Genomic DNA, 19,955 nt, shown 5'->3' on the forward strand with positions numbered 1-19,955 from the left:
GCCTCATCTCTGTGTCAACGTCTCGACCTCGGCCGCCACCGCCTCGGCCCATGCGGCATAGACCAGCGGGCCGGGGTGGAAGCCGTCCGTCGCCATCACCTGCGCGTCAATCGCAATGTCGGGGCGCACGCGGCGCAGGTCCGGCATCTGCGCCACCATCCCCGCCAGCGCCGCGTCGAACAGTGCCGCCCACGCCGCCATCGCCGTGGACAAGGGGCGCGGCAAGGCGGGCAGGTCGCCCATCGGCGGCAGCGCCGAGGCACAGATCAGCCGCACGCCGTATTTTGTACGTAAAAGGTCATAAAGTGTACAAGACTGCGCGACCCAGCGCGCCAGCGGCACGCCGTTCTTGCAATCGTTCACCCCCAAGCCAACCACCGCCACGTCAAATTGCCCAAGGTCCATCGCCGTCACCTCGGCCAGCACCTGCGCCGTGGTGGCGCCGCTGCGGGCGTGCAACTCCCACGTCACGTCATATGCGTGGCCCAGCCGTGCCGCCAATTGCCCCGACAGCGCATCGTCCTGCAACGCCACGCCCACACCGGCCGCCGAACTGTCACCGATGATCAGCACCCGCAACGGCGCACCGGCCCCCCCGCGCCCCGAACGCGGCCCCGAAGCCTCGGGCAGGCGCGGCACCCTTGCGCGCACCCACAGCCCTTGGGCTGCAAGCACCGGCAACAGCGCAAGGACCGTCCCGCGCTTCATCTTATCCCGCCGCCACGCCGGCCTCGGCAAAGGTCGCCATGCCGCTCAGGCAGGCCACGGCCCCTTGCATCACGCCAATCGCCAGCGCCGCACCCGAGCCTTCGCCCAGACGCAGGCCCAGTTGCAACAGCGGCTCTTTTCCCAGTTCCGCCAGCAGCTTGCCATGCGCGCCTTCGCTGCTTTGATGGCCTGCAACCGCGTGGTCCAGTGCGCCTGCGACTTCGGTTTCCAGACAGGCCGCGGCGGCGCAGCAGATGAACCCGTCGAGGATCAGCGGGATACTTTCGATGCGCGCGCGCACCATCGCACCGGCCATCGCCGCCATCTCGCGCCCGCCAAAGGCCGACAGCGCCGCAAGGCCGCGCACACCGCCGTGCCGCGCCAGCCCCGCGTCCACCACATCGCGTTTCACAGCCAGCCCGGCGTCATCAACACCGGTGCCGCGCCCGACCCAGGCCTCGGCCCCGCCACCGTACAGCGCCGCCGCAATCGCCGCTGCCGCCGTGGTGTTGCCGATGCCCATTTCACCCACCACCAGCAGGTCCGACGCGGGGTCTACCGCGTCCCATCCTGCGCGCAGGGCCGCAACGCAATCGGCGTCGCCCAAGGCTTCGGCTTGCGTAAAATCCGCCGTGGGCCGGTCCAGCTCCAACGCCGCGACCTGCATCCGCGCGCCAAAGGTGCGGGCCAGTTGGTTGATCGCCGCCCCGCCGGCCTGAAAGTTGCCGACCATCTGCGCCGTCACCTCGGGCGGAAAGGCCGAGACGCCGCGCGCAGCGACGCCGTGGTTGCCCGCAAAGATCACGATCTGCGGCGCCACCAGCACCGGCCGCGCCATGCCGCGCCATGCGCCGTACCAGATTGCAAGATCCTCCAGACGGCCCAAGGCACCGGGGGGTTTGGTCAACTGGCCGTTGCGCTCCGCCGCCCCCGTCTGGGCCGCGGCATCAGGGCCGCGTGCCGTGCGCATCAGTGCTGCAAAGTCGTCCAGTGTCTCGAATGCGGGTGCCATTGCGGAAAATCCTTTTGCTTGCCTCGGGGTTGGGGCCTGTTTACCCGTTGGCGCGCATAGAACAAGCGCAGCAAAGGCACCGCGATGATCAAAGACGACAACAGCCGCGCATGGGACGTGATCGTGGCGCTGGCCTTGCTGACCCGCCTGCCCTTGCCACATGCGCCGGCGGCGGCCTTTGCCCGTCAGGCGCAGGCGGCGTGGGCGTTTCCGCTGGCGGGGTTGGTGGTGGCCGGAATTGCCTGTGTCGTCGGCTGGTTAGGCATGGCCGCAGGGCTGCCCGTGCCGGTAACGGCGGGGCTGATGCTGGCGACGCTGGTGGTGACCACGGGTGCCATGCACGAGGACGGGCTGGCCGACGCCGCCGACGGGTTCTGGGGCGGCTTTGACCCTGCACGCCGGTTGGAGATCATGAAAGACAGCCACATCGGCACCTATGGCGTGCTGGCGTTGATCTTGGGCGTTGGCCTGCGCTGGATGGCGCTGAGTGCGACGCTGGCGGTGGGTGTCGGCCCGATGGTGGCGGCGGTGGTGCTGTCGCGCGGGCTGTTGCCTGCGCTGATGGCGTGGATGCCCCACGCACGGCGCACGGGGTTGTCGCATCAGGTGGGGCGGCCATCGCAGGGCGTGGCGCTGGCCGCACTGGGGATCGCGGTGCTGCTGGCGCTGGTGGTTGCAGGCTGGAGCGTGATCTGGGCGCTGGTGCTGGCTGTGGTCGCAGTGGGCGGGCTGGCGGCGCTGGCGCGGGCCAAGATCGGCGGGCAGACGGGGGATGTGCTGGGGGCCGCGCAACAGCTGAGCGAGCTGGTGATTTTGCTGGTGTTGCTGCCTTAGGGTGGCACGGAGGGGGTGAGGGTTAAGTGGTTTTGATTGTCGCGCTGAGAAAGATACAAGCAGGCGTTCAGGTCGATTGCAGCGAATGGCCGGTTTGAGCCCAAAGTTGACGTTTGCGCATTTGCATTTCAAATCAAGACTGCATTATCCCGAAAACCTGATCCAGAAAATCGTGGACAGGAAGTAGAGCACGAACCCCAAGAAAATGCCGAAGCCGCCAATCCAGTTTGCTAACATCGCAATCAGTAACATAGCTGGTATCGACGAATATTGTAGAAACGCTCTCATGTCGTAATCTCCGCCAATCAGGCCAGTGCATGTCCTATTTCGATAAACCTAAGCACTACATCTATATGGTTCAAACAATCAGTTTCGAAACGTCACTAAGTCCCGCACAGCGGACCCTCGCACGCGATGCTTTGAAGGTCTTCTTCGATCCAAAGCCCCCCAAACGAAAAAGCCGCGCCCCGGATCGGGACGCGGCTGTGCCACCCTGTTGAACGTGGCGTCGTTTATGCGGCAGCGGGCGGTGGGGCGCGGCTGACCAGAACGTCGGTGATCTCTTTCGACGCGGCCATTTCGTCGCCACCGCTGACAGCGGCCACTTCGCGGGTCAGGCGTTCAAGCGCCGCCTCGTAAAGCTGACGTTCGGAATAGCTTTGCTCGCGCTGGTCGTCGGTGCGGTGCAGGTCGCGGACCACTTCGGCGATGGCGATCAGGTCGCCTGAGTTGATCTTTTGCTCGTATTCCTGCGCACGGCGCGACCACATGGCGCGTTTCACCTTGGCCTTGCCCTTGAGGGTCTTCATGGCCAGGTTGATCACGTCGGGGCTGGACAGCGCGCGCATACCGATTTCGGTCGCTTTGTGCGTCGGCACCCGCAGGGTCATCTTGTCTTTCTCGAAGGAGATGACGAACAGCTCCAGCGAGATTCCGGCAACTTCCTGCTCTTCGATCGAAACGATCTGCCCAACGCCGTGGGCGGGGTAGACGACAAATTCGTTCGGGCGGAAGTCAAGAGATTTGGATTTTGTCATTTTTATCCTCGCAAACAGGCTGCAACATTTGGGGGTCGGACGCGAAAAACCAACCGTGGCATGACCGGAACAGGCCGTACCGCAATCGGGATCGGATCAGTGATTTAAAGGTCAGGCCAGTGGCGGGCCAAGGATGAGTGCTGCATCTGTCGTTTCATACAAGCACCATCATAACACAAAAACCGGCCCTTTGATAGTTCACCTTGGGTCAATTCCGCGTTTCCCAAAGCGTTTCAGCACTTTAAGCCACGTTTTTCACGCCGTTTGGGGTGCCGCAAGGGCCGTGCAGCGCCAAGTGATTCGGTCAGCCGCCTTCGCCGGGCGCTTCCGAGAAATACTTCTCCAGCTTGCCCTCTTCGCCGTCACGTTCTTCGGCCTCGGGCAGCTGGTCCTTCTTGGTGATGATGACCGGCCACAGCTCGGAATATTTGCGGTTGAATTCAACCCATTTTTCCATGTCCGGCTCGGTGTCGGGGCGGATGGCGTCGGCGGGGCATTCGGGTTCGCACACACCGCAGTCGATGCATTCATCGGGGTGAATCACCAGCATGTTTTCACCTTCGTAGAAGCAGTCCACGGGACAGACTTCGACGCAGTCGGTGTATTTGCAGGCGATGCAGGCATCGTTGACGATATAGGTCATGCGGGCGAACCTTGTTTGCGAATTCGCAGTCTAGCTAAATCAGCCCAGCCGATCATTCAAGATGCCGCGCCCGGGAAAGATCGGCTTTGCGCCGATCGCGCTTTGTGGGGCGACCTTTTCCCTCGTAGGCCGGATTTTCGGGCGGTTTGTCCTCGACTGGCGGGGCGGCAGGGGTCAGATCGGTGTACAGCGCCTGTGCCTCGGGGGCCGGACCGCGCCGGGTGCCGATGGCCACAACGCGGATCACGCGCACCCTGTCGCCTTGGGCAAAGGTCAGCGTGTCGCCTGCGGTGATCATCGTGGCGCGTTTGGTGACGCGTTCACTGTTAACGCGCACAGCGCCGGCCGCCACCCGCGTGGCCGCCAGCGAACGTGTTTTGAAAAAGCGGGCGAACCACAGCCATTTGTCCAGCCGCAGTTTGGCGGCGGGGACGTCGGCTGTGGTCACTTACTTGTTGTCCTTCAGCCCCATCAGGGCTGCGGCAAAAGGATTGTCGGGGTCGATGGCCTTTTCCTTTTTGGGAGGTCGGGCGCTGAAGTTCTGGTTGCCTTGTGGCTTGCCACCCTTGCGCGGGCCACCGCCCTGTTTGCCACGAGGCTTGCCTTGACCCTGCCCTTGGCCCTTGCCTGCGGGACGACCGCCGCCTTGACGGGCGTTGCCGCCAGTGCGTGCGGGGCGTGCCCAGGTGAAGGTGTAGAAGGTTTCGGTTTCGGGTCCGGCCACTTCGGCGTCGGCGGCCTTGCCCACCGGCACTTCGGTTTCGCTGGCGTCGGGGATGTGGTCGCTGACCTCGGGCGTTTCGGCAGCTTCCTCGGCGATGGGGGCGATGCCCTCGTCGTCGATGGCGGCCACTTCGGCGGGCACGTCATCTGCGGCGGGCGCATCTTCGGTACCTGCGGCGGCTGTGGGCAGCACGTCCTGGGCGGCGTCCATCACCGGCACATCGGCCACGGTCTGGCCTGCGTCCGTGGTCACGACGGCGTCTGTCGCCTTGACCTTTTCGCGTTCGCCCATCTCGGCGTTATAGCCCAGACCCTTCATCAGGTCGGCGAACTGTTCCAGCGTCATACCGGTGATCGACAGCATGTCGGCCTTGGCCTCGAAGCCGCCACGGCTGTCTTCGGCGCGCAGCATGTCGGCCAGACGTTCCAGCATGTCGATGCGGATCGCGCGGCTGCCTGCCAGACGATAACCCGCCATGGTGTCGGCGCCGTCGGGTGCGCCCAGAGGCGCGGGGATGGTGACCAGACCGGGGGGCGGTGCCTCGGGGAAATCATCCAGACCCTTGGCCAGCGACCACAGCACCAGACGCAGACGCGTCGGCGCGGGCTTCAGCAGCAAGGGCAGGAAAATCGTGAACTGGCCAAAGCGGATGCCGTGCTTGCGCAGCAGGCCGCGCGCGTCCTGGTCCAGCGATTTGACGTCATCGGCGACCTTGCCGCGGGGCACGACGCCAAAGTTCTCGACCATCTGGAAGGCAAAGCCACGGGCCAGCCCGGTCAGCGCCTCGTCTTTCGACAGGTTCAGAAGAGGTTCGAACAGTGCTGCGATCTTGCGGTCGATAAAGTGCTGCAAGCGGCGCTTGACCTTGTCGATCACATCCTGACCGGCCACGTCGTCGACGAACGCTTCGACCTGTGGCTTCAGCGGGTCGGACCCGGCCACAAGTTTGCCGACAGCGGTCGAGCCCCACATAAGGCCGCCCTGTTCGGTATAGTCGATTTCAGTATCCGGCGCGTTATAGAACCGGTCCGCCCGCAGGTGGAAGTGGGGTGCAAGCGCCTGCAAAGCAGCCGACTTGATCGTCTTTGTTTCGGCGGCACCCGCGCCCTTATCCTGAGTGAAGCGGAAGCCTTCCAGCTTGCCCACGAATTCACCCTCGACAGTCACCTCACCGGCGTCATTTACATCGGCCACAATGGCCTCCTTCTGGCCCAGTCGGCGCAACAGAACACTGGTGCGCCGATCTACAAATCGTTTCGTCAGCGCGCTATGGAGCGCATCCGACAGCCTGTCTTCTACATGCCGCGTCGCATCGCGCCAATGGCTAAGATCACTTGTCCAACCTTGCCGCTGCGCCACGTAGGTCCACGTTCGAATGAACGCAAGACGTTTGGACAACGCATCAATGTCGCCATCGGTTCGATCTATACGTCGAATTTGTCGCGCAAGCCAGTCATCGGGCAGCACGCCGCCCTGGTGCAGGTAGTTGAAGATCACCGCGCACTGGTTGGCGTGTTCCTGGTGGCTGATGCCGCGAAAATCGGGTATCCTACAGACATCCCACAACAATTTCACCGAAGCCGTGTCGCTGGCGCGGGCGAACACCTCGTCCACCTGCGACAGGGAGCGCAGGGTTTTCAAATCATCCGCCTCGCGGGCGCGGACCAGAACTTCGTGGTCTGGCGGGGCCTCGAGGCTGCGGATCAGCGTGTCGATGGTGGCAAATTTCAACGCGTGGTTGCGCCAGTTCAGCTTGGACAGCGGTGTGAAACGGTGATCCATGATGGCTTGCGCGACGCCCGGGTCCAGCGGCGGGGCATCGCCGGTGACGCCGAAACTGCCGTTTTTCTGCCCGCGCCCGGCCCGTCCGGCGATCTGCGCCAGTTCGTTCGGGGCCAGCGGGCGCATCCGCCGGCCGTCGAATTTGGACAGGCTGGAGAAGGCCACGTGGTCGACATCCAGGTTCAGCCCCATGCCGATGGCGTCCGTGGCCACAAGGTAATCGACCTCGCCCGACTGGTACATTTCGACCTGGGCATTGCGGGTGCGGGGGGAAAGCGCGCCCATGACCACGGCCGCCCCGCCCTTGGTCCGGCGGATCAGTTCGGCGATGGCATAGACGTTTTCGACCGAGAAGCCGACGATGGCCGAGCGGGGGCGCATCCGGCTGATTTTCTTTTCGCCCGCATAGGTCAGGTCGGACATGCGTTCGCGGGTCATCCATTGCACGTGGGGCACCAGTGCGGCGATGGGGCCGCGCATGGTGGACGCGCCCAGAAACAGCGTTTCGTGCAGGCCGCGCGCGCGCAGCAGGCGGTCAGTGAACACATGGCCGCGTTCGGGATCGGCGCAAAGCTGGATTTCGTCCACGGCCAAAAAATCGCAGCCCATCCCCTCGGGCATCGCCTCGACCGTGCAGATCCAGTATTGGGTGCGCGGCGGCACGATCCGTTCCTCGCCGGTGACCAGCGCCACCACAGACGGGCCGCGCAGGGCGACGACGCGGTCGTAAACCTCGCGCGCAAGCAATCGCAACGGCAGGCCGATCACGCCTGTGCGATAGGCCAGCATCCGTTCGATGGCATAGGTGGTTTTACCCGTGTTCGTCGGGCCCAACACGGCCACGACGCGGCTGTCTTGTGCCACAGTTAAGATCCCCGATTTAACTTACAGCGCGCGGCCGATTCCGTCCGCTTCAAGACGCATCAGCGCATCCTTCGCGCTTTCGTGGGCGGGATTCAACTCTAGAACGCGGGCATAAGCCTTGGCTGCTCCGATGTTGTCCCCGAACTCTTGCAGCATCACCCCCAGCCCGAAGGCCGCGTTATAGTTATTGGGATTCAACGCCAAAGCGTGCCACAGGTCGTCCAGTGCCGGGCCATAGCGCCCCGACTGGTAATAGGCGGTCGCGCGGGCGTGATAGCCTTCGGCAAAGTCGGGCGCGTGGTCTGTCAGGGCGGTGAAATGGTCGATGGCTGTGGCAAAATCCTGCGCCTCCATCGCCTTGCGGCCCCGTTCCAGCAGCAGGTTCATCGCCACCGATCCCGATTGTGACCACGTGCGCTCAAGCTCGCGTTCGATCTGGGCCGCCTGCCCCGCATCGGCGGTTTGAAGCTGGTCCAGCAGGGTCGGCACATCGCCTTGCGCCAGTGCGGGTATGGAATTCCCGACTGTCAGCACGATTGCCGCAACGATAGGGTAGCGAAGGAATGTTTTGATGCCCATAGTATCTGTGAATGTAACAGCTTGGCCGGGCAAATCCAGACACCGGCGGCAGCAATCGACAAAAAGGGCATGACAGATGAGTGAAGTGGTTCAAGAAGCGGTAAAAGTTCTGAACGAAAAGATGCAAGGCCAAAGCTTTTCCGGCACCGCCAAGTTCGAGATCGAGGGCGAAGGCTCGGTCATCATCGACAGCGACGGGGCGCACGCCGGTGACGAAGACACCGATGTGACCATGACCGCCGATGCCGACACGTTCCAAGGCATCATCGACGGGTCCACCAACCCCACATCCGCCTTCATGACCGGCAAGCTGAAGGTTGACGGCGACATGGGCATGGCGATGAAACTGGCGTCGGCGCTGGCCTGATGGCGTTTGAACCCGCCCCCCTGTTCACCGAGCATCACCCCGGTCCGCCGGGGGGGCAGGCCCATTGGGCCACCACGTCGGACGGGTTGCGGGTGCGGATCGCCCATTGGAATGCAGGCGCGCCCAAGGGCACCGTTCTGCTGTTTCCCGGGCGCACCGAATACGTCGAAAAATACGCCCCCGCTGCCACCGAGCTGGCCGCGCGGGGGCTGGCGACCGTGGCCATTGACTGGCGCGGTCAGGGGCTGGCGGACCGGATGCTGGACGAGGTGCGCACAGGTCACGTCGTGTCGTTTCTGGACTATCAGAAAGACGTGGCCTGCATGGTCGCACTGGCCACCGAGATGAAGCTGCCGCAACCGTGGTTTCTGCTGGCGCATTCGATGGGCGGCTGCATTGGCCTGCGCGCCCTGTATGACGGGCTGCCGGTCAAGGCGGCGGCGTTCACCGGCCCGATGTGGGGCATTCGGATTGCAGGGCATCTGCGCCCCGTCGCATGGCTGCTGTCGCAGGTGATGCCCAAGCTGGGCCAGGGCCACCGCCTGCCCCCCGGCACGAAACTGTCGTCTTATGTCATGTCCGATCCGTTCGAGGACAACCTGCTGACCCGCGACCGCCAGATGTGGGACATGATGGTGGACCAGTTGAACGAACACCCCGATCTGGCGCTGGGTGGTCCCAGCATCACGTGGCTGCGCGAGGCATTGTTCGAGACGCAAGAGCTGTCCAGGCTGCCCGCCCCCGACATGCCGTGTATTGCCTTCATGGGCACCAACGAGCGGATCATTCACACCGAACGTGTGATCCAGCGGATGAACGACTGGCCCGGTGGCGATCTGGTCATGGTCCACGACGGCGAACACGAGGTGCTGATGGAAGGTCCGGCCAAGCGCGGTCCGATCTTTGACCAGATGGTGCAGACCTTTTTGGCGGCGGTCTAGGCTCTGGACCCATTAATCTTATATGCTCAGCGGCGATTTCAAGAAATTTCATCGGTTTGGGGCGTACAGCCAATAGTGGTTCTATTTGCAAACGGCCCAAGACGTTGAAATGAACTGAAATCGCCGCCCTTTGGGTTTGACGGATTTTCCCGCAGCCTGCGTCACATCTGCTTGAAATAGAACCACTATTCTTGCGCAGACTCTCCTAGTCTGCGGAAAAATCTGTCAAACTGAGCATATAAGATTAATGGGTCCAGAGCCTAGGAACCTGATGGCTGCGTGCTAGGTTGGCCTGCATGGCTGACCCGCTTTTGACATTCACCGAACAGGGCATTTATTGCGCACGGGGCGATTTCTATATCGACCCGTGGCGCCCTGTGGACCGTGCGCTGATCACCCATGGTCATGCCGATCATGCGCGCTGGGGCATGGGGCGCTATCTGGCCACCGATCTGGCCGCGCCCGTGATGCGGCACCGGCTGGGTGACATTCCGCTTGAGACAATAGGCTACGGCGAGGTGCGCGACATTGGCGGCGTGTCGGTGTCGTTCCACCCGGCGGGCCATGTGCCCGGATCGGCGCAGATCCGTGTGGAACATGGCGGCGAGGTCTGGGTGGCCTCGGGCGACTACAAGGTGGTCGATGACGGGCTGTCGACCCCGTTCGAACCTGTGCCCTGTCACCATTTCATCACCGAAAGCACCTTCGGCCTGCCGGTGTTCCGCTGGAAGCCCCAAGCCGAGGTCGCCGCCGATCTGAACGCATGGTGGGCGGCCTGTGCGGACGCGGGGCAGACGGCGGTGCTGGGCGCCTATGCGCTGGGCAAGGCGCAACGGCTGTTGTCGATGCTGGACCCCGCCATTGGCCCGATCCTGTGCCACACCGCCATCGAGAACACCAACGCCATCCTGCGCGCGCAGGGGCTGCGCCTGCCCGACACCGTGCACGCCACGGCGGATGTCGACCCCAAGGCGCATCCGCGCGCCCTACTGATGGCGCCGCCCTCGGCCACCGACAGCAAATGGGCGGCCAAGTTCGGCGCACGGCAGACCGGCTTTGCCTCAGGCTGGATGGCGCTGCGCGGCATCCGGCGGCGGCGGGCGCAGGACCGTGGGTTTGTCATTTCCGATCACGCCGACTGGACCGGGTTGTTGTGGGCCATCGAACAGACCGGCGCGGAAAACATATATGTCACACACGGTTACACCGAGATTTTCACGCGCTACCTGAATTCGGCAGGCTGGAACGCCGAAGTTATCCCCACCCAGTTCGGCAGCGAAGAGGAAGACGCGGCATGAACCGGTTTGCCGAGCTGTTCAACGCGCTGGACCAAAGCACCAAGACCACGGCGAAAGTCGCTGCTTTGGCTGAATATTTCGCCGATGCGCCCGAGCTGGACCGGGTCTGGACCATCGCCATGTTCTCGGGGCGTCGGCCCAAACGCGCGGTGACCACGACGCGCCTGCGGGAATGGGCGGCGGAACGCGCGGGCATCCCGCTGTGGCTGTTCGAGGAAAGCTATCCGATCGTGGGGGATCTGGCGGAGACCATCGCACTGGTTCTGCCGCCGCCAACGCGGCAGACCGATCACAGTTTATCGCATTGGATCAACGCCCTGCGCGGGTTAGCTGACTCTGATGATGAAGCACGCAAAGCCTTTGTTCTGGACGCATGGGACCAGTTGCCCGACACGCAGCGGTTTCTGTTCAACAAGCTGATCACCGGCGGTTTTCGCGTCGGCATCAGTCAAAAGCTGATGACCCGCGCGCTGGCCCGTGCAACCAACCGCGACGAGGCCGAGCTGGCGCACCGTTTGATGGGGAACTGGCAGCCCGAGAGCATCACCTGGCACCAGTTGATCGAGGCGGACGACCCGCAGGCCGACGCCGCGCGGCCCTATCCGTTTTATCTGGCGTACGGGCTGGACGACGCACCGGAAAGCTTAGGCCCGCCAGAGGATTGGCAGGCGGAATGGAAGTGGGACGGCATCCGCGGGCAGGTGATCCTGCGCGGCGGGCAACACTTTGTCTGGTCGCGTGGCGAGGAACTGATGACCGACCGCTTTCCCGAACTGGCCCGCGCGCTGGATTTCCTGCCCGATGGCACGGTGCTGGACGGCGAATTGCTGGCCTGGGGCGAGGATGCGCCGCAATCGTTCAACGCCCTGCAAAAGCGGATCGGGCGCAAGACGGTGCCGAAAAAGCTGCTGACCGAGGCGCCGGTGATCCTGTATGCCTATGACCTGCTGGAGGACGGCGGTGCGGACATCCGCGCCCTGCCCCTGTCCGAACGCCGCGCGCGGCTTGAGGCGCTGACCGCCGACCTGCCGCCCGAAGCGCCGGTGAAACTGTCGCCACGCATTTCCTTTGACGACTGGGCGCAATTGCACGCCATCCGCGACGCCGCCCGTGACGCCAGCGCCGAGGGGCTGATGCTGAAACGCGCCGCCAGCCCCTATCTGGCGGGGCGCAAAAAGGGCGATTGGTGGAAATGGAAGCTGGACCCGCTGACCATCGACGCGGTGATGATCTATGCGCAATCGGGCGCGGGGCGGCGTGCCAACCTGTTCACGGACTTCACCTTTGCCGTCTGGAAGGGCAACGATCTGGTGCCGTTTACCAAGGCGTATTCCGGCCTGACCGACGCCGAGTTTCGCAAGATCACCGCATGGGTCAAGAAGAACACCCTGCAACGGTTCGGCCCGGTGCGACAGGTCACGCCGCACCACGTGTTCGAGATCGCGTTCGAGGGGATTCAAGCCAGCCCGCGCCACAAATCCGGCGTCGCCCTGCGGTTTCCGCGCATGGCGCGCTGGCGGCAGGACAAGCCGGTGCAAGAGGCGAACACGCTGGACGATTTGAACGAAATGCTGCGCATTTATGGCTAGGCTTGCCCTTGCCCCTGCCTGCACATACCTATGAACCAACACAAAATAGAGGTTTCCCGATGTTCCAGCTTCCCTTTCCTGTCCAAGACGCCAACGCAGCCGGTGGTGACAAGCATTTGGGCAACCTGCCCGAGTGGAATTTGGATGATCTGTACACAGGCGAGGACGCCCCCGAGCTGAAACGCGATCTGGACTGGCTGGAAGAGGCTTGCGCCAGCTTTGCCCATGATTTTGAGAACAATCTGGCCGGTCTGGACGCCGAGGGGCTGCTGGATTGCATCCTGCGTCAGGAAAAGATCAACCAGATCGCGGGGCGGATCATGTCCTATGCCGGGCTGCGCTATTACCAGCAAACCACCGACGGTGGCCGTGCGAAATTCATGTCGGACGTGCAGGAAAAGATCACCAATTTTACCACGCCGCTGGTGTTTTTCACGCTGGAACTGAACCGGCTGGACGACGATCACCTGTCGAAACTGATGCACCAGAACGCCGATCTGGCGCGGTATGAACCCGTGTTCGACCGCATCCGCGCGATGAAACCCTATCAGCTGTCCGACGAGATGGAGAAATTCCTGCACGATCTGGGCGTGGTGGGCGACGCGTGGGAACGGCTGTTCGATGAAACCATCGCCGGTCTGGAATTCAACGTGCAAGGCGACGATCTGACCATCGAGGGCACGCTGAACCTGTTGACCGACCCCGACCGCGACACGCGTCAGGCCGCCGCCGAGGAGCTGGCGGATGTGTTCGGCAAGAACATCAAGACCTTTGCCCGCGTGCACAACACGCAGACCAAGGAAAAGGAGATCATGGACCGCTGGCGCGCGATGCCCACGGCCCAGACCGCGCGCCACCTGAGCAACCATGTGGAACCCGAAGTGGTCGAGGCGCTGCGCACCGCCGTGGTCAACGCCTATCCCAAGCTGAGCCACCGGTATTACGAGCTGAAACGCAAATGGCTGGGGCTGGACCGGATGCAGGTCTGGGACCGCAACGCACCGCTGCCGCTGGAAGACCCCAAGCCGGTGTCATGGGAGGCCGCCGAAAAGACGGTGATGGATGCCTATAACGCATTCGATCCGCGCATGGGCGAAATTGCGGCGCCCTTCTTTACCGAAGGCTGGATCGACGCGCCGGTGAAACCCGGCAAGGCGCCCGGTGCATTCGCCCACCCCACCGTGACGGATGTGCACCCTTACGTGATGCTGAACTATCTGGGCAAACCACGCGACGTGATGACGCTGGCACACGAACTGGGCCACGGCGTGCATCAGGTTCTGGCCGCGGGGCAAGGCGAAATGCTGTCCTCCACCCCGCTGACGCTGGCCGAGACCGCATCGGTCTTTGGCGAAATGCTGACCTTCCGCAAGATGCTGGACGGGGCCAAGACCAACGCCCAGCGCAAGGTGCTGCTGGCGGGCAAGGTCGAGGATATGATCAACACGGTCGTCCGCCAGATCGCCTTTTACGACTTTGAATGTAAACTGCACGCGGCGCGGCGCGGGGGCGAATTGACGCCCGAGGACATTGGCGAATTGTGGATGAGCGTTCAGGGCGAAAGCCTGGGGCCGGCGTTCGATTTCATGGACGGTTACGAACACTTCTGGGCCTATATCCCGCACTTCGTGCATTCGCCGTTCTACGTCTATGCCTATGCCTTTGGCGACGGTTTGGTGAACGCGCTCTATTCCGTCTACGCCGAAGGCGCGGAAGGGTTCGAGGACAAATATTTCGACATGCTGCGCGCTGGTGGGTCGAAACACCACAAGGAATTGCTGGCACCCTTCGGCCTGGATGCGTCGGACCCGGCGTTCTGGGACAAGGGCCTGTCGATGATTTCGGGCTTTATCGACGAACTGGAAGCGATGGAAGACTGATCCACAAGGACCGGCGCGGGCAATGTCGCGCGCCGGTCCCCCCTTCTCTGGTTCAAAAAATCCTCCCCGAAGGGCCGGTTTACCCCCGCGCCAACCTGACGAATGCAATGACTACAATCCTCCCCCTCACCCCCGACGACCTGCCCCGCGTGGCGCATATTGCCGTGCACCCCGATCAGGTCACGTTTTCTGGCACCATTCAGCAGGCCTTTGACAGTCCCACGCCCGATATGGACGCCTATGCGATCCAGCAGGGCGGCGATCTGGTCGGCTTTTTCAAAATCGACCGCGCCTATAGCCAGATCCACAGCTTTGCCCCGCCGACCGCACTTGGTCTGCGTACGGTCATGGTGGACGCAAACCGTCAGGGGATGGGGGTTGGCCGTTCCTTGTGCCAGATGTTGCCCGCCTATCTGGCGCAACATTATCCGCGCGCGTGCAGCCTGTGGCTGACGGTGAACCTGCGCAACCCCGGTGCGGTGCGCGCCTATGTCAAAGGCGGCTTCGTCGACACGGGCGAACACTGGCTGGGCGGCGATGCCGGACCGCAGCACATCATGAAGATGTCGCTGCGCGTTACTTCAACTGCGAATCCTTTGACCCACGCCGGTTGAACCCGCCACGGTCCTGCGGGCGGCCGTCGCGTTCGGCGGCACAATCGACGCACAGTTTCACGCCGGGCAACGCCACGCGGCGGCGTTCGGGAATTTCCTCTTCGCATTCCGCGCAATACAGCAGGCTTTCGCCCACGGGGGCCTTGCGCGCTTTCATCCGCGCCAGTTCGTCGTTGATCGACGCTTCGATCTGTTCCGACACTGCGCCGTCTTTTGCCCATCCACCGGCCATCTGTGTTCCTCCGTCTTTCGCTGACTATGTAGTGCCGCGCGCCCTCACGTCACCCTTTGGAAACTTAAGGTTGTATGCTTACCCTGCGCCAACCGAAGACAAAGGACCAGACCATGCGCACCGCCCTGAAAATCATCGCCGCCCTTATCGTGATCGCTGTTGCGGGCTTTTTCATCTTTGCGCCGGGCTATGTCGAAAGCACCCGCAACGCGGTGGTGCCGCATGACCCCTACCCCGTGTCCGATGCGGCCCGCGCGCTGCATGACGACATGATCGTGGGCGACTGGCACGCCGACAGCCTGCTGTGGAACCGCGACATCACCGAACGGGGCGACCGGGGTCAGGTGGACGTGCCGCGTCTGATCGAAGGCGGCGTGGCGATCCAGATTTTCACGGCGGTGACCAAATCCCCCGCCGGTCAGAATTACGAGGAAAACTCGGCCGACGCCTTTGACAACATCACGCCGCTGGCCATTGGACAGCTGTGGCCCATGCGCACCTGGACCAGCATTCTGGAGCGCGCGTTGTACCAAGCGGAAAAACTGCACAAGGCCGCCGCCAAAGACCCCGAGCACCTGACCATCATCAAAAGCCTTGCGGATCTTGAGGCCCATCTGGCCGCCCGTGCCGCAGGCAGCCAAGCGGTGGGTGGCATTCTGGGGATCGAGGGCGCGCATCCGCTTGAGGGTGACATTGCCAATCTGGACAAGATCGAGGCCGCGGGGCACCGCATCATCGGCCTGCAACACTTTTTCGACAACGCCCTGGGCGGGTCGCTGCACGGCGAGGGCAACCTTGGCCTGACCGACTTTGGCCGCGCCGTCGTGGCCGACATCGAAGGGCGCGGCATGGTGCTGGACCTGGCGCATTCGTCGCCCCAAGTGGCCCGCGACGTGCTGGCGATGACGGACATGCCGGTGATTGTCAGCCACAGCGGCATTCACGGCTTTTGCCCGGTCAAACGCAACTTTCCCGACGATCTGATGCGCGAGATTGCGGCCACGGGCGGCGTGATCGGCATGGGATACTGGGCCGAAGTGGCCTGTAACGACATCACGCCCTCGGGCATTGCCAAGATGATCAAGGCCGGCATCGACACGGTGGGTGCGGATCACGTATCGCTGGGGTCGGATTTTGACGGATCGGTCGAAACCGCCTTTGACACATCCGAGCTGCCCGCACTGACCAGTGCCATGCTGGATGCGGGGATTTCCGAAGCCGACATTCGCAAGATCGCGGGCGAGAACATGCTGCGGGTGCTGCGCGCGCGGCTTAAATAACGAACCCTGTGGCGCGCACGCGGTCCAGGAACCGTGTGGCAAGCTGCGGTTCGGTGGTGCTGAGACAGTGGTGGGCAAAGTACCACCAGATGTATTTGTCATAGGCCCGCCGCGCCGGTTCGGCCCGCAGATGCGCGACCAGTTCGGCGCTGTCATGCGCTTGATCCGCGATATGGGCGAAATCGGCCTGACCGCACAGAATGACCGGCTTGCGGTGCAGATAGGCCTCGATCCCGACGGCAGAGTTGATGGTAACCACGCGGTCGCAGGCCGCGATGATGTCGTGAATGTTGCCGTCGCTGACCGTCACCCCCGGCATTTTCCGCAAACGCGCCCGCAGTTTCGGGTCGGTGTCACGCGGGTGCGGTTTGACCACGACGGGGCCACGGTCGGCGTCCAGCACCCCTTGCAGCATTTCCCAACGGTCCAGCCACATGGTTTCGCCCACTGTGCGATGTGCTTCGGACTGGAAAAACACCGCCGTGCCACCGTCGGGCAGGTCCGCTTCGTCTTGCGGCTGCTCATAACGCGAGGTGCGCGCGCCGACCAGCCGCGCCTTGAGCTTGCGAAAGAAGGCGCGCGCTTCTTCGGCCTCGATCCCTGCGGGGTTGAACGGCTGGTTGCCGATGGACGAAAAGGCGCGGATGCCGGTCGGGTCCATGTTCCAGAACGGATAGATATAGGCCACGCCCGCGTTCAGGATGCGCGGATGGGTGAACCGCCCGTGGTTGATGACGTGAAAGGCGGTGTCGGCCTCGACCTCGGCCATCACGGTGTCGCGGTCCAGTTCGACCACGTCAAAGGGGATTTTTAACGCCGTCAGCCCCTCGGTCAGACGCGCATAGAACGGCATCAGCCCGCCACCCAGCGGTCCCAGCCACGAGCGTGGCACATGAAAGACGATCCGGCTCATTCATCACCCGTTTGTTGTGGACCGGCAACGCCTTGCCGCTCGCTGCTTCTGTGCCAGCTTTGGCACATCTGGCAGGGCTTGGGATACATAAAAAATGCCCCACCCCTTGCGGGGCAGAGCATTGCATTTTTGGTCCATCGGACAGGATCAGGCCGTGGCCATCAGACCCTTTTCCTTGGCCAGATCGCGCATCCGCTTTTGCAGCTTTTCAAAGGCGCGCACCTCGATCTGGCGGATGCGTTCGCGGCTGACGTCATACTGGCCGGACAGGTCTTCCAGCGTGACGGTCTGGTCGGACAGGCGGCGTTGGGTCAGAATGTCCTTTTCGCGGTCATTCAGCACATCCAGCGCCTCGGCCAGCATTTCGCGGCGCACGGTCAGCTCGTCGCGTTCCTCGTAGTCGGCAGCCTGGTCGGCGTCTTCGTCTTCCAGCCAGTCCTGCCATTGCATCGTGCCTTCGCCTTCGGAGCCGACGGTGGCGTTCAGCGACGCATCCCCGCCCGACATCCGCCGGTTCATGCTGATCACCTCGTCCTCGGTCACGCCCAGGTCGGTGGCGATGCGCTTGACGTTTTCGGGGCGCAAATCGCCCTCTTCCAGCGCGCCGATGCGGGCCTTGGCCTTGCGCAGGTTAAAGAACAGTTTCTTCTGCGCCGATGTGGTGCCCAGTTTCACCAGGCTCCACGACCGCAGGATATATTCCTGGATCGAGGCGCGAATCCACCACATGGCATAGGTCGCCAGACGAAAGCCGCGTTCGGGGTCAAAGCGTTTAACCGCCTGCATCAGGCCCACGTTCGCCTCAGAGATCACCTCGGCTTGGGGCAGGCCGTAACCGCGGTAGCCCATGGCGATCTTGGCCGCCAGACGCAGGTGGCTGGTGACCATCTTGTGGGCGGCCTCTGTGTCCTGCTCTTCGACCCAGCGTTTGGCCAGCATGTATTCCTCTTCAGGCTCCAGCAAAGGGAACTTGCGGATTTCCTGCATATAGCGGTTCAGGCCGCCTTCCGGCGTCGGGGCCGGCAGATTTGCATAATTTGCCATCTCTGTCCTCTCTGCCCCATGTTTAGGGGCTTAACATCGATATGGGGGGTCCACAGGGCCATCGCAAGAGGCCGCTTCCCCATTTTCGCCACCCAGCATACACGAACCGTACAGCAATGTTAGCGCGTGACAGTGCGCTCACGCACACGTGTGCAGTCTGTTACACACGCTCTGCCACGCGGGTGTGAACAACACCTTAACGCGCGGGCCGTGTGTTTCCGTCGGTAAGGATGATAAAGCCTTAGGCCAAGGCGTCCAGCAGATCGGTCATATCGGCGGGCATATCGGCTTCGAACCGCATGTTTTCGCCGCTGACCGGGTGCACAAAGCCCAGAACCGCCGCGTGCAGCGCCTGCCGGTCGAACCCGTTCAGCGCCGCCAGAGCCGCATCGTTCAGCGCGCCCTTGGGCAGCTTGCGTTTGCCACCATAAACCGGATCGCCCACCAGCCCGTGACCGGCATGGGCCATATGAACGCGAATCTGGTGGGTGCGGCCGGTTTCCAGCCAGCATTCCATCAGCGCCAGCACGTCCGGCGTGCCGAATCGCTGGATCGTGCGCGCCCGTGTCACCGCGTGACGCCCACCCTGAAACAGGACCGCCTGCCGCTGGCGGTCGGTCTTGTGACGGGCAAGCTGGGTGGTCAGTTTCAGGATATTGCCCGGCTCGAACGACGCGCCCCTGATCCCGCGCAGGCGCGGGTCGTTGGCATCGGGCACACCGTAGACCAGCGCGCGGTAATAGCGTTCGACCGTGTGGGCGGCGAACTGGTCGGCCAGCCCGTGATGCGCGGCGTCGGATTTGGCCACCACCAGCAGGCCGCTGGTTTCCTTGTCGATGCGGTGCACGATGCCGGGGCGTTTGACCCCGCCCACGCCCGACAGGTTGTCACCGCAATGATGCATCAGCGCGTTCACCAGCGTGCCCGACGGCGTGCCGGGGGCCGGATGCACCACCATGCCCGCAGGTTTGTTCACCACCACCAGATCGTCGTCCTCGTAGATCACGACCAGCGGGATGTCTTCGGCGCCAATATGGCTTTCTGCGGCGACGGCCACGGTGATGATCACATCGGCGCCTTCGGCCACCTTGGCCTTGGGGTCGCGCACAACCGTGCCGTCCACCTGCACCGCGCCGTCCTCGATCAGCCGGCCCAGCCGTGTGCGCGACAGGGATGCATCCACTGGCACATCGCGCGCCAACGCCTTATCAAGACGTGCAGGCGGCGCTTCGCCCACCCGAAACCGAACGAGTTGATCTGACATGTCCAATCCTCACGACGCGCCCGATGGTCCCGAACCGCCTTACCTTAAAAACCTGCGCCGTCTGGTGACGCTTCTGACTGCCACAATGATCATCGGCATGGCCGCGATCTTTGTGCTGATGGCAATACGCCTCAATAGCCCGTCAACGCCGCCGCTGCCAGAGCGCATCACCCTGCCCGACGGCACGACCCCCACGGCGTTCGCCCAGACCCCGCAGTATATCGCCATCACGACGCCGACGCAGGTGCTGATCTACACGCCCGACGGTGCCACGCTAAGGCAAACCATCACGCTGGACTGATTTCTTTTGGCCAAAAATATCCTGGGGCCCGGGGCAAAGCCCCGAATGA

The 19,955-nt window shown here is 63.2% G+C and carries 20 protein-coding genes; 9 read left to right on the forward strand and 11 right to left on the reverse strand.

The features are described from left to right. Nucleotides 1–3 precede the first annotated feature (3 nt). Both AAC077_RS06570 and cobT read right to left on the reverse strand, forming a co-directional pair. Nucleotides 4–708, reverse strand: a complete 705-nt coding sequence (locus tag AAC077_RS06570; protein ID WP_339767736.1) for an SGNH/GDSL hydrolase family protein — start codon at nucleotides 706–708, stop codon at nucleotides 4–6. A gap of 1 nt (nucleotide 709) precedes the next feature. Next, nucleotides 710–1,720: a nicotinate-nucleotide--dimethylbenzimidazole phosphoribosyltransferase gene (cobT, locus tag AAC077_RS06575; protein WP_339767738.1), complete on the reverse strand. Its 1,011-nt coding sequence runs from the start codon at nucleotides 1,718–1,720 to the stop codon at nucleotides 710–712. Nucleotides 1,721–1,804: 84 nt separating this feature from the next. Here cobT and cobS point away from each other — a divergent pair, with 84 nt between their 5' ends. Next, nucleotides 1,805–2,554: an adenosylcobinamide-GDP ribazoletransferase gene (gene cobS, locus AAC077_RS06580; RefSeq protein ID WP_339767740.1), complete on the forward strand. Its 750-nt coding sequence runs from the start codon at nucleotides 1,805–1,807 to the stop codon at nucleotides 2,552–2,554. A 512-nt stretch (nucleotides 2,555–3,066) separates the two neighbouring features. Here cobS and AAC077_RS06585 read toward each other — a convergent pair. The 5 genes from AAC077_RS06585 to AAC077_RS06605 form a co-directional block, all read right to left on the reverse strand. Beyond that, nucleotides 3,067–3,591, reverse strand: a complete 525-nt coding sequence (locus AAC077_RS06585) for a CarD family transcriptional regulator (protein WP_339767742.1) — start codon at nucleotides 3,589–3,591, stop codon at nucleotides 3,067–3,069. Between the two features lie 304 nt (nucleotides 3,592–3,895). After that, complete coding sequence (gene fdxA / locus AAC077_RS06590; RefSeq protein WP_339767744.1) at nucleotides 3,896–4,234, reverse strand: ferredoxin FdxA; 339 nt, start codon at nucleotides 4,232–4,234, stop codon at nucleotides 3,896–3,898. A gap of 52 nt (nucleotides 4,235–4,286) precedes the next feature. Further along, nucleotides 4,287–4,682, reverse strand: a complete 396-nt coding sequence (locus AAC077_RS06595) for an RNA-binding S4 domain-containing protein (RefSeq protein WP_339767747.1) — start codon at nucleotides 4,680–4,682, stop codon at nucleotides 4,287–4,289. Beyond that, nucleotides 4,683–7,604, reverse strand: a complete 2,922-nt coding sequence (locus AAC077_RS06600; RefSeq protein ID WP_339767748.1) for a helicase-related protein — start codon at nucleotides 7,602–7,604, stop codon at nucleotides 4,683–4,685. Between the two features lie 21 nt (nucleotides 7,605–7,625). Beyond that, a complete protein-coding gene (locus tag AAC077_RS06605) occupies nucleotides 7,626–8,183 on the reverse strand; it encodes a hypothetical protein (protein ID WP_339767750.1) in 558 nt (185 codons plus the stop codon). Nucleotides 8,184–8,259: 76 nt separating this feature from the next. Here AAC077_RS06605 and AAC077_RS06610 point away from each other — a divergent pair, with 76 nt between their 5' ends. The 6 genes from AAC077_RS06610 to AAC077_RS06635 all read left to right on the forward strand — a co-directional run bounded on the left by AAC077_RS06610 (nucleotide 8,260) and on the right by AAC077_RS06635 (nucleotide 14,872). After that, complete coding sequence (locus tag AAC077_RS06610) at nucleotides 8,260–8,550, forward strand: SCP2 sterol-binding domain-containing protein (RefSeq protein WP_339767752.1); 291 nt, start codon at nucleotides 8,260–8,262, stop codon at nucleotides 8,548–8,550. Then, nucleotides 8,550–9,491, forward strand: a complete 942-nt coding sequence (locus AAC077_RS06615) for an alpha/beta hydrolase (RefSeq protein WP_339767755.1) — start codon at nucleotides 8,550–8,552, stop codon at nucleotides 9,489–9,491. The genes AAC077_RS06610 and AAC077_RS06615 overlap by 1 nt, the downstream gene beginning before the upstream one ends. A 296-nt stretch (nucleotides 9,492–9,787) precedes the next feature. Continuing rightward, entirely contained in the window at nucleotides 9,788–10,789 is a 1,002-nt protein-coding gene (locus AAC077_RS06620; RefSeq protein WP_339767757.1) for a ligase-associated DNA damage response exonuclease, read from the forward strand. Further along, the gene (locus AAC077_RS06625) at nucleotides 10,786–12,378 is read left to right on the forward strand and encodes an ATP-dependent DNA ligase (RefSeq protein WP_339767759.1); all 1,593 of its coding nucleotides are present in this window, start codon (nucleotides 10,786–10,788) and stop codon (nucleotides 12,376–12,378) included. Before AAC077_RS06620 ends, AAC077_RS06625 begins: the two co-directional genes overlap by 4 nt. A gap of 59 nt (nucleotides 12,379–12,437) precedes the next feature. After that, nucleotides 12,438–14,258: a M3 family oligoendopeptidase gene (locus AAC077_RS06630; protein WP_339767761.1), complete on the forward strand. Its 1,821-nt coding sequence runs from the start codon at nucleotides 12,438–12,440 to the stop codon at nucleotides 14,256–14,258. A 107-nt stretch (nucleotides 14,259–14,365) separates the two neighbouring features. Continuing rightward, entirely contained in the window at nucleotides 14,366–14,872 is a 507-nt protein-coding gene (locus AAC077_RS06635; RefSeq protein ID WP_339767762.1) for a GNAT family N-acetyltransferase, read from the forward strand. On the opposite strand, the gene AAC077_RS06640 is transcribed toward AAC077_RS06635, so the two are convergent. Continuing rightward, nucleotides 14,835–15,104, reverse strand: a complete 270-nt coding sequence (locus AAC077_RS06640; RefSeq protein ID WP_339767764.1) for a DksA/TraR family C4-type zinc finger protein — start codon at nucleotides 15,102–15,104, stop codon at nucleotides 14,835–14,837. The genes AAC077_RS06635 and AAC077_RS06640 overlap by 38 nt on opposite strands. Before the next feature lie 113 nt (nucleotides 15,105–15,217). Here AAC077_RS06640 and AAC077_RS06645 point away from each other — a divergent pair, with 113 nt between their 5' ends. Then, nucleotides 15,218–16,384: a membrane dipeptidase gene (locus AAC077_RS06645; protein ID WP_339767766.1), complete on the forward strand. Its 1,167-nt coding sequence runs from the start codon at nucleotides 15,218–15,220 to the stop codon at nucleotides 16,382–16,384. Here the strand turns inward: AAC077_RS06645 and AAC077_RS06650 are convergent. The 3 genes from AAC077_RS06650 to AAC077_RS06660 all read right to left on the reverse strand — a co-directional run bounded on the left by AAC077_RS06650 (nucleotide 16,377) and on the right by AAC077_RS06660 (nucleotide 19,605). Then, nucleotides 16,377–17,297, reverse strand: coding sequence for a hypothetical protein (locus AAC077_RS06650; RefSeq protein ID WP_339767767.1), 921 nt, complete (start codon nucleotides 17,295–17,297; stop codon nucleotides 16,377–16,379). The two genes, AAC077_RS06645 and AAC077_RS06650, sit on opposite strands and share 8 nt — an antisense overlap. 147 nt (nucleotides 17,298–17,444) lie before the next feature. After that, on the reverse strand, nucleotides 17,445–18,341 hold the full coding sequence (gene rpoH, locus AAC077_RS06655; protein ID WP_339767769.1) for an RNA polymerase sigma factor RpoH: 897 nt from the start codon (nucleotides 18,339–18,341) through the stop codon (nucleotides 17,445–17,447). Between the two features lie 241 nt (nucleotides 18,342–18,582). Further along, nucleotides 18,583–19,605 carry an RluA family pseudouridine synthase gene (locus AAC077_RS06660; protein WP_339767771.1) on the reverse strand — a complete coding sequence of 341 codons (1,023 nt, stop codon included), beginning with the start codon at nucleotides 19,603–19,605 and terminating at the stop codon, nucleotides 18,583–18,585. On the opposite strand from AAC077_RS06660, the gene AAC077_RS06665 reads away from it, so the two are divergent. Then, nucleotides 19,604–19,906 carry a DUF6476 family protein gene (locus tag AAC077_RS06665; RefSeq protein ID WP_339767773.1) on the forward strand — a complete coding sequence of 101 codons (303 nt, stop codon included), beginning with the start codon at nucleotides 19,604–19,606 and terminating at the stop codon, nucleotides 19,904–19,906. The genes AAC077_RS06660 and AAC077_RS06665 overlap by 2 nt on opposite strands. Nucleotides 19,907–19,955 lie beyond the last annotated feature (49 nt).

It is taken from the genome of uncultured Pseudosulfitobacter sp. (genome assembly GCF_963976325.1).
Taxonomy (GTDB): Bacteria; Pseudomonadota; Alphaproteobacteria; order Rhodobacterales; family Rhodobacteraceae; genus Pseudosulfitobacter.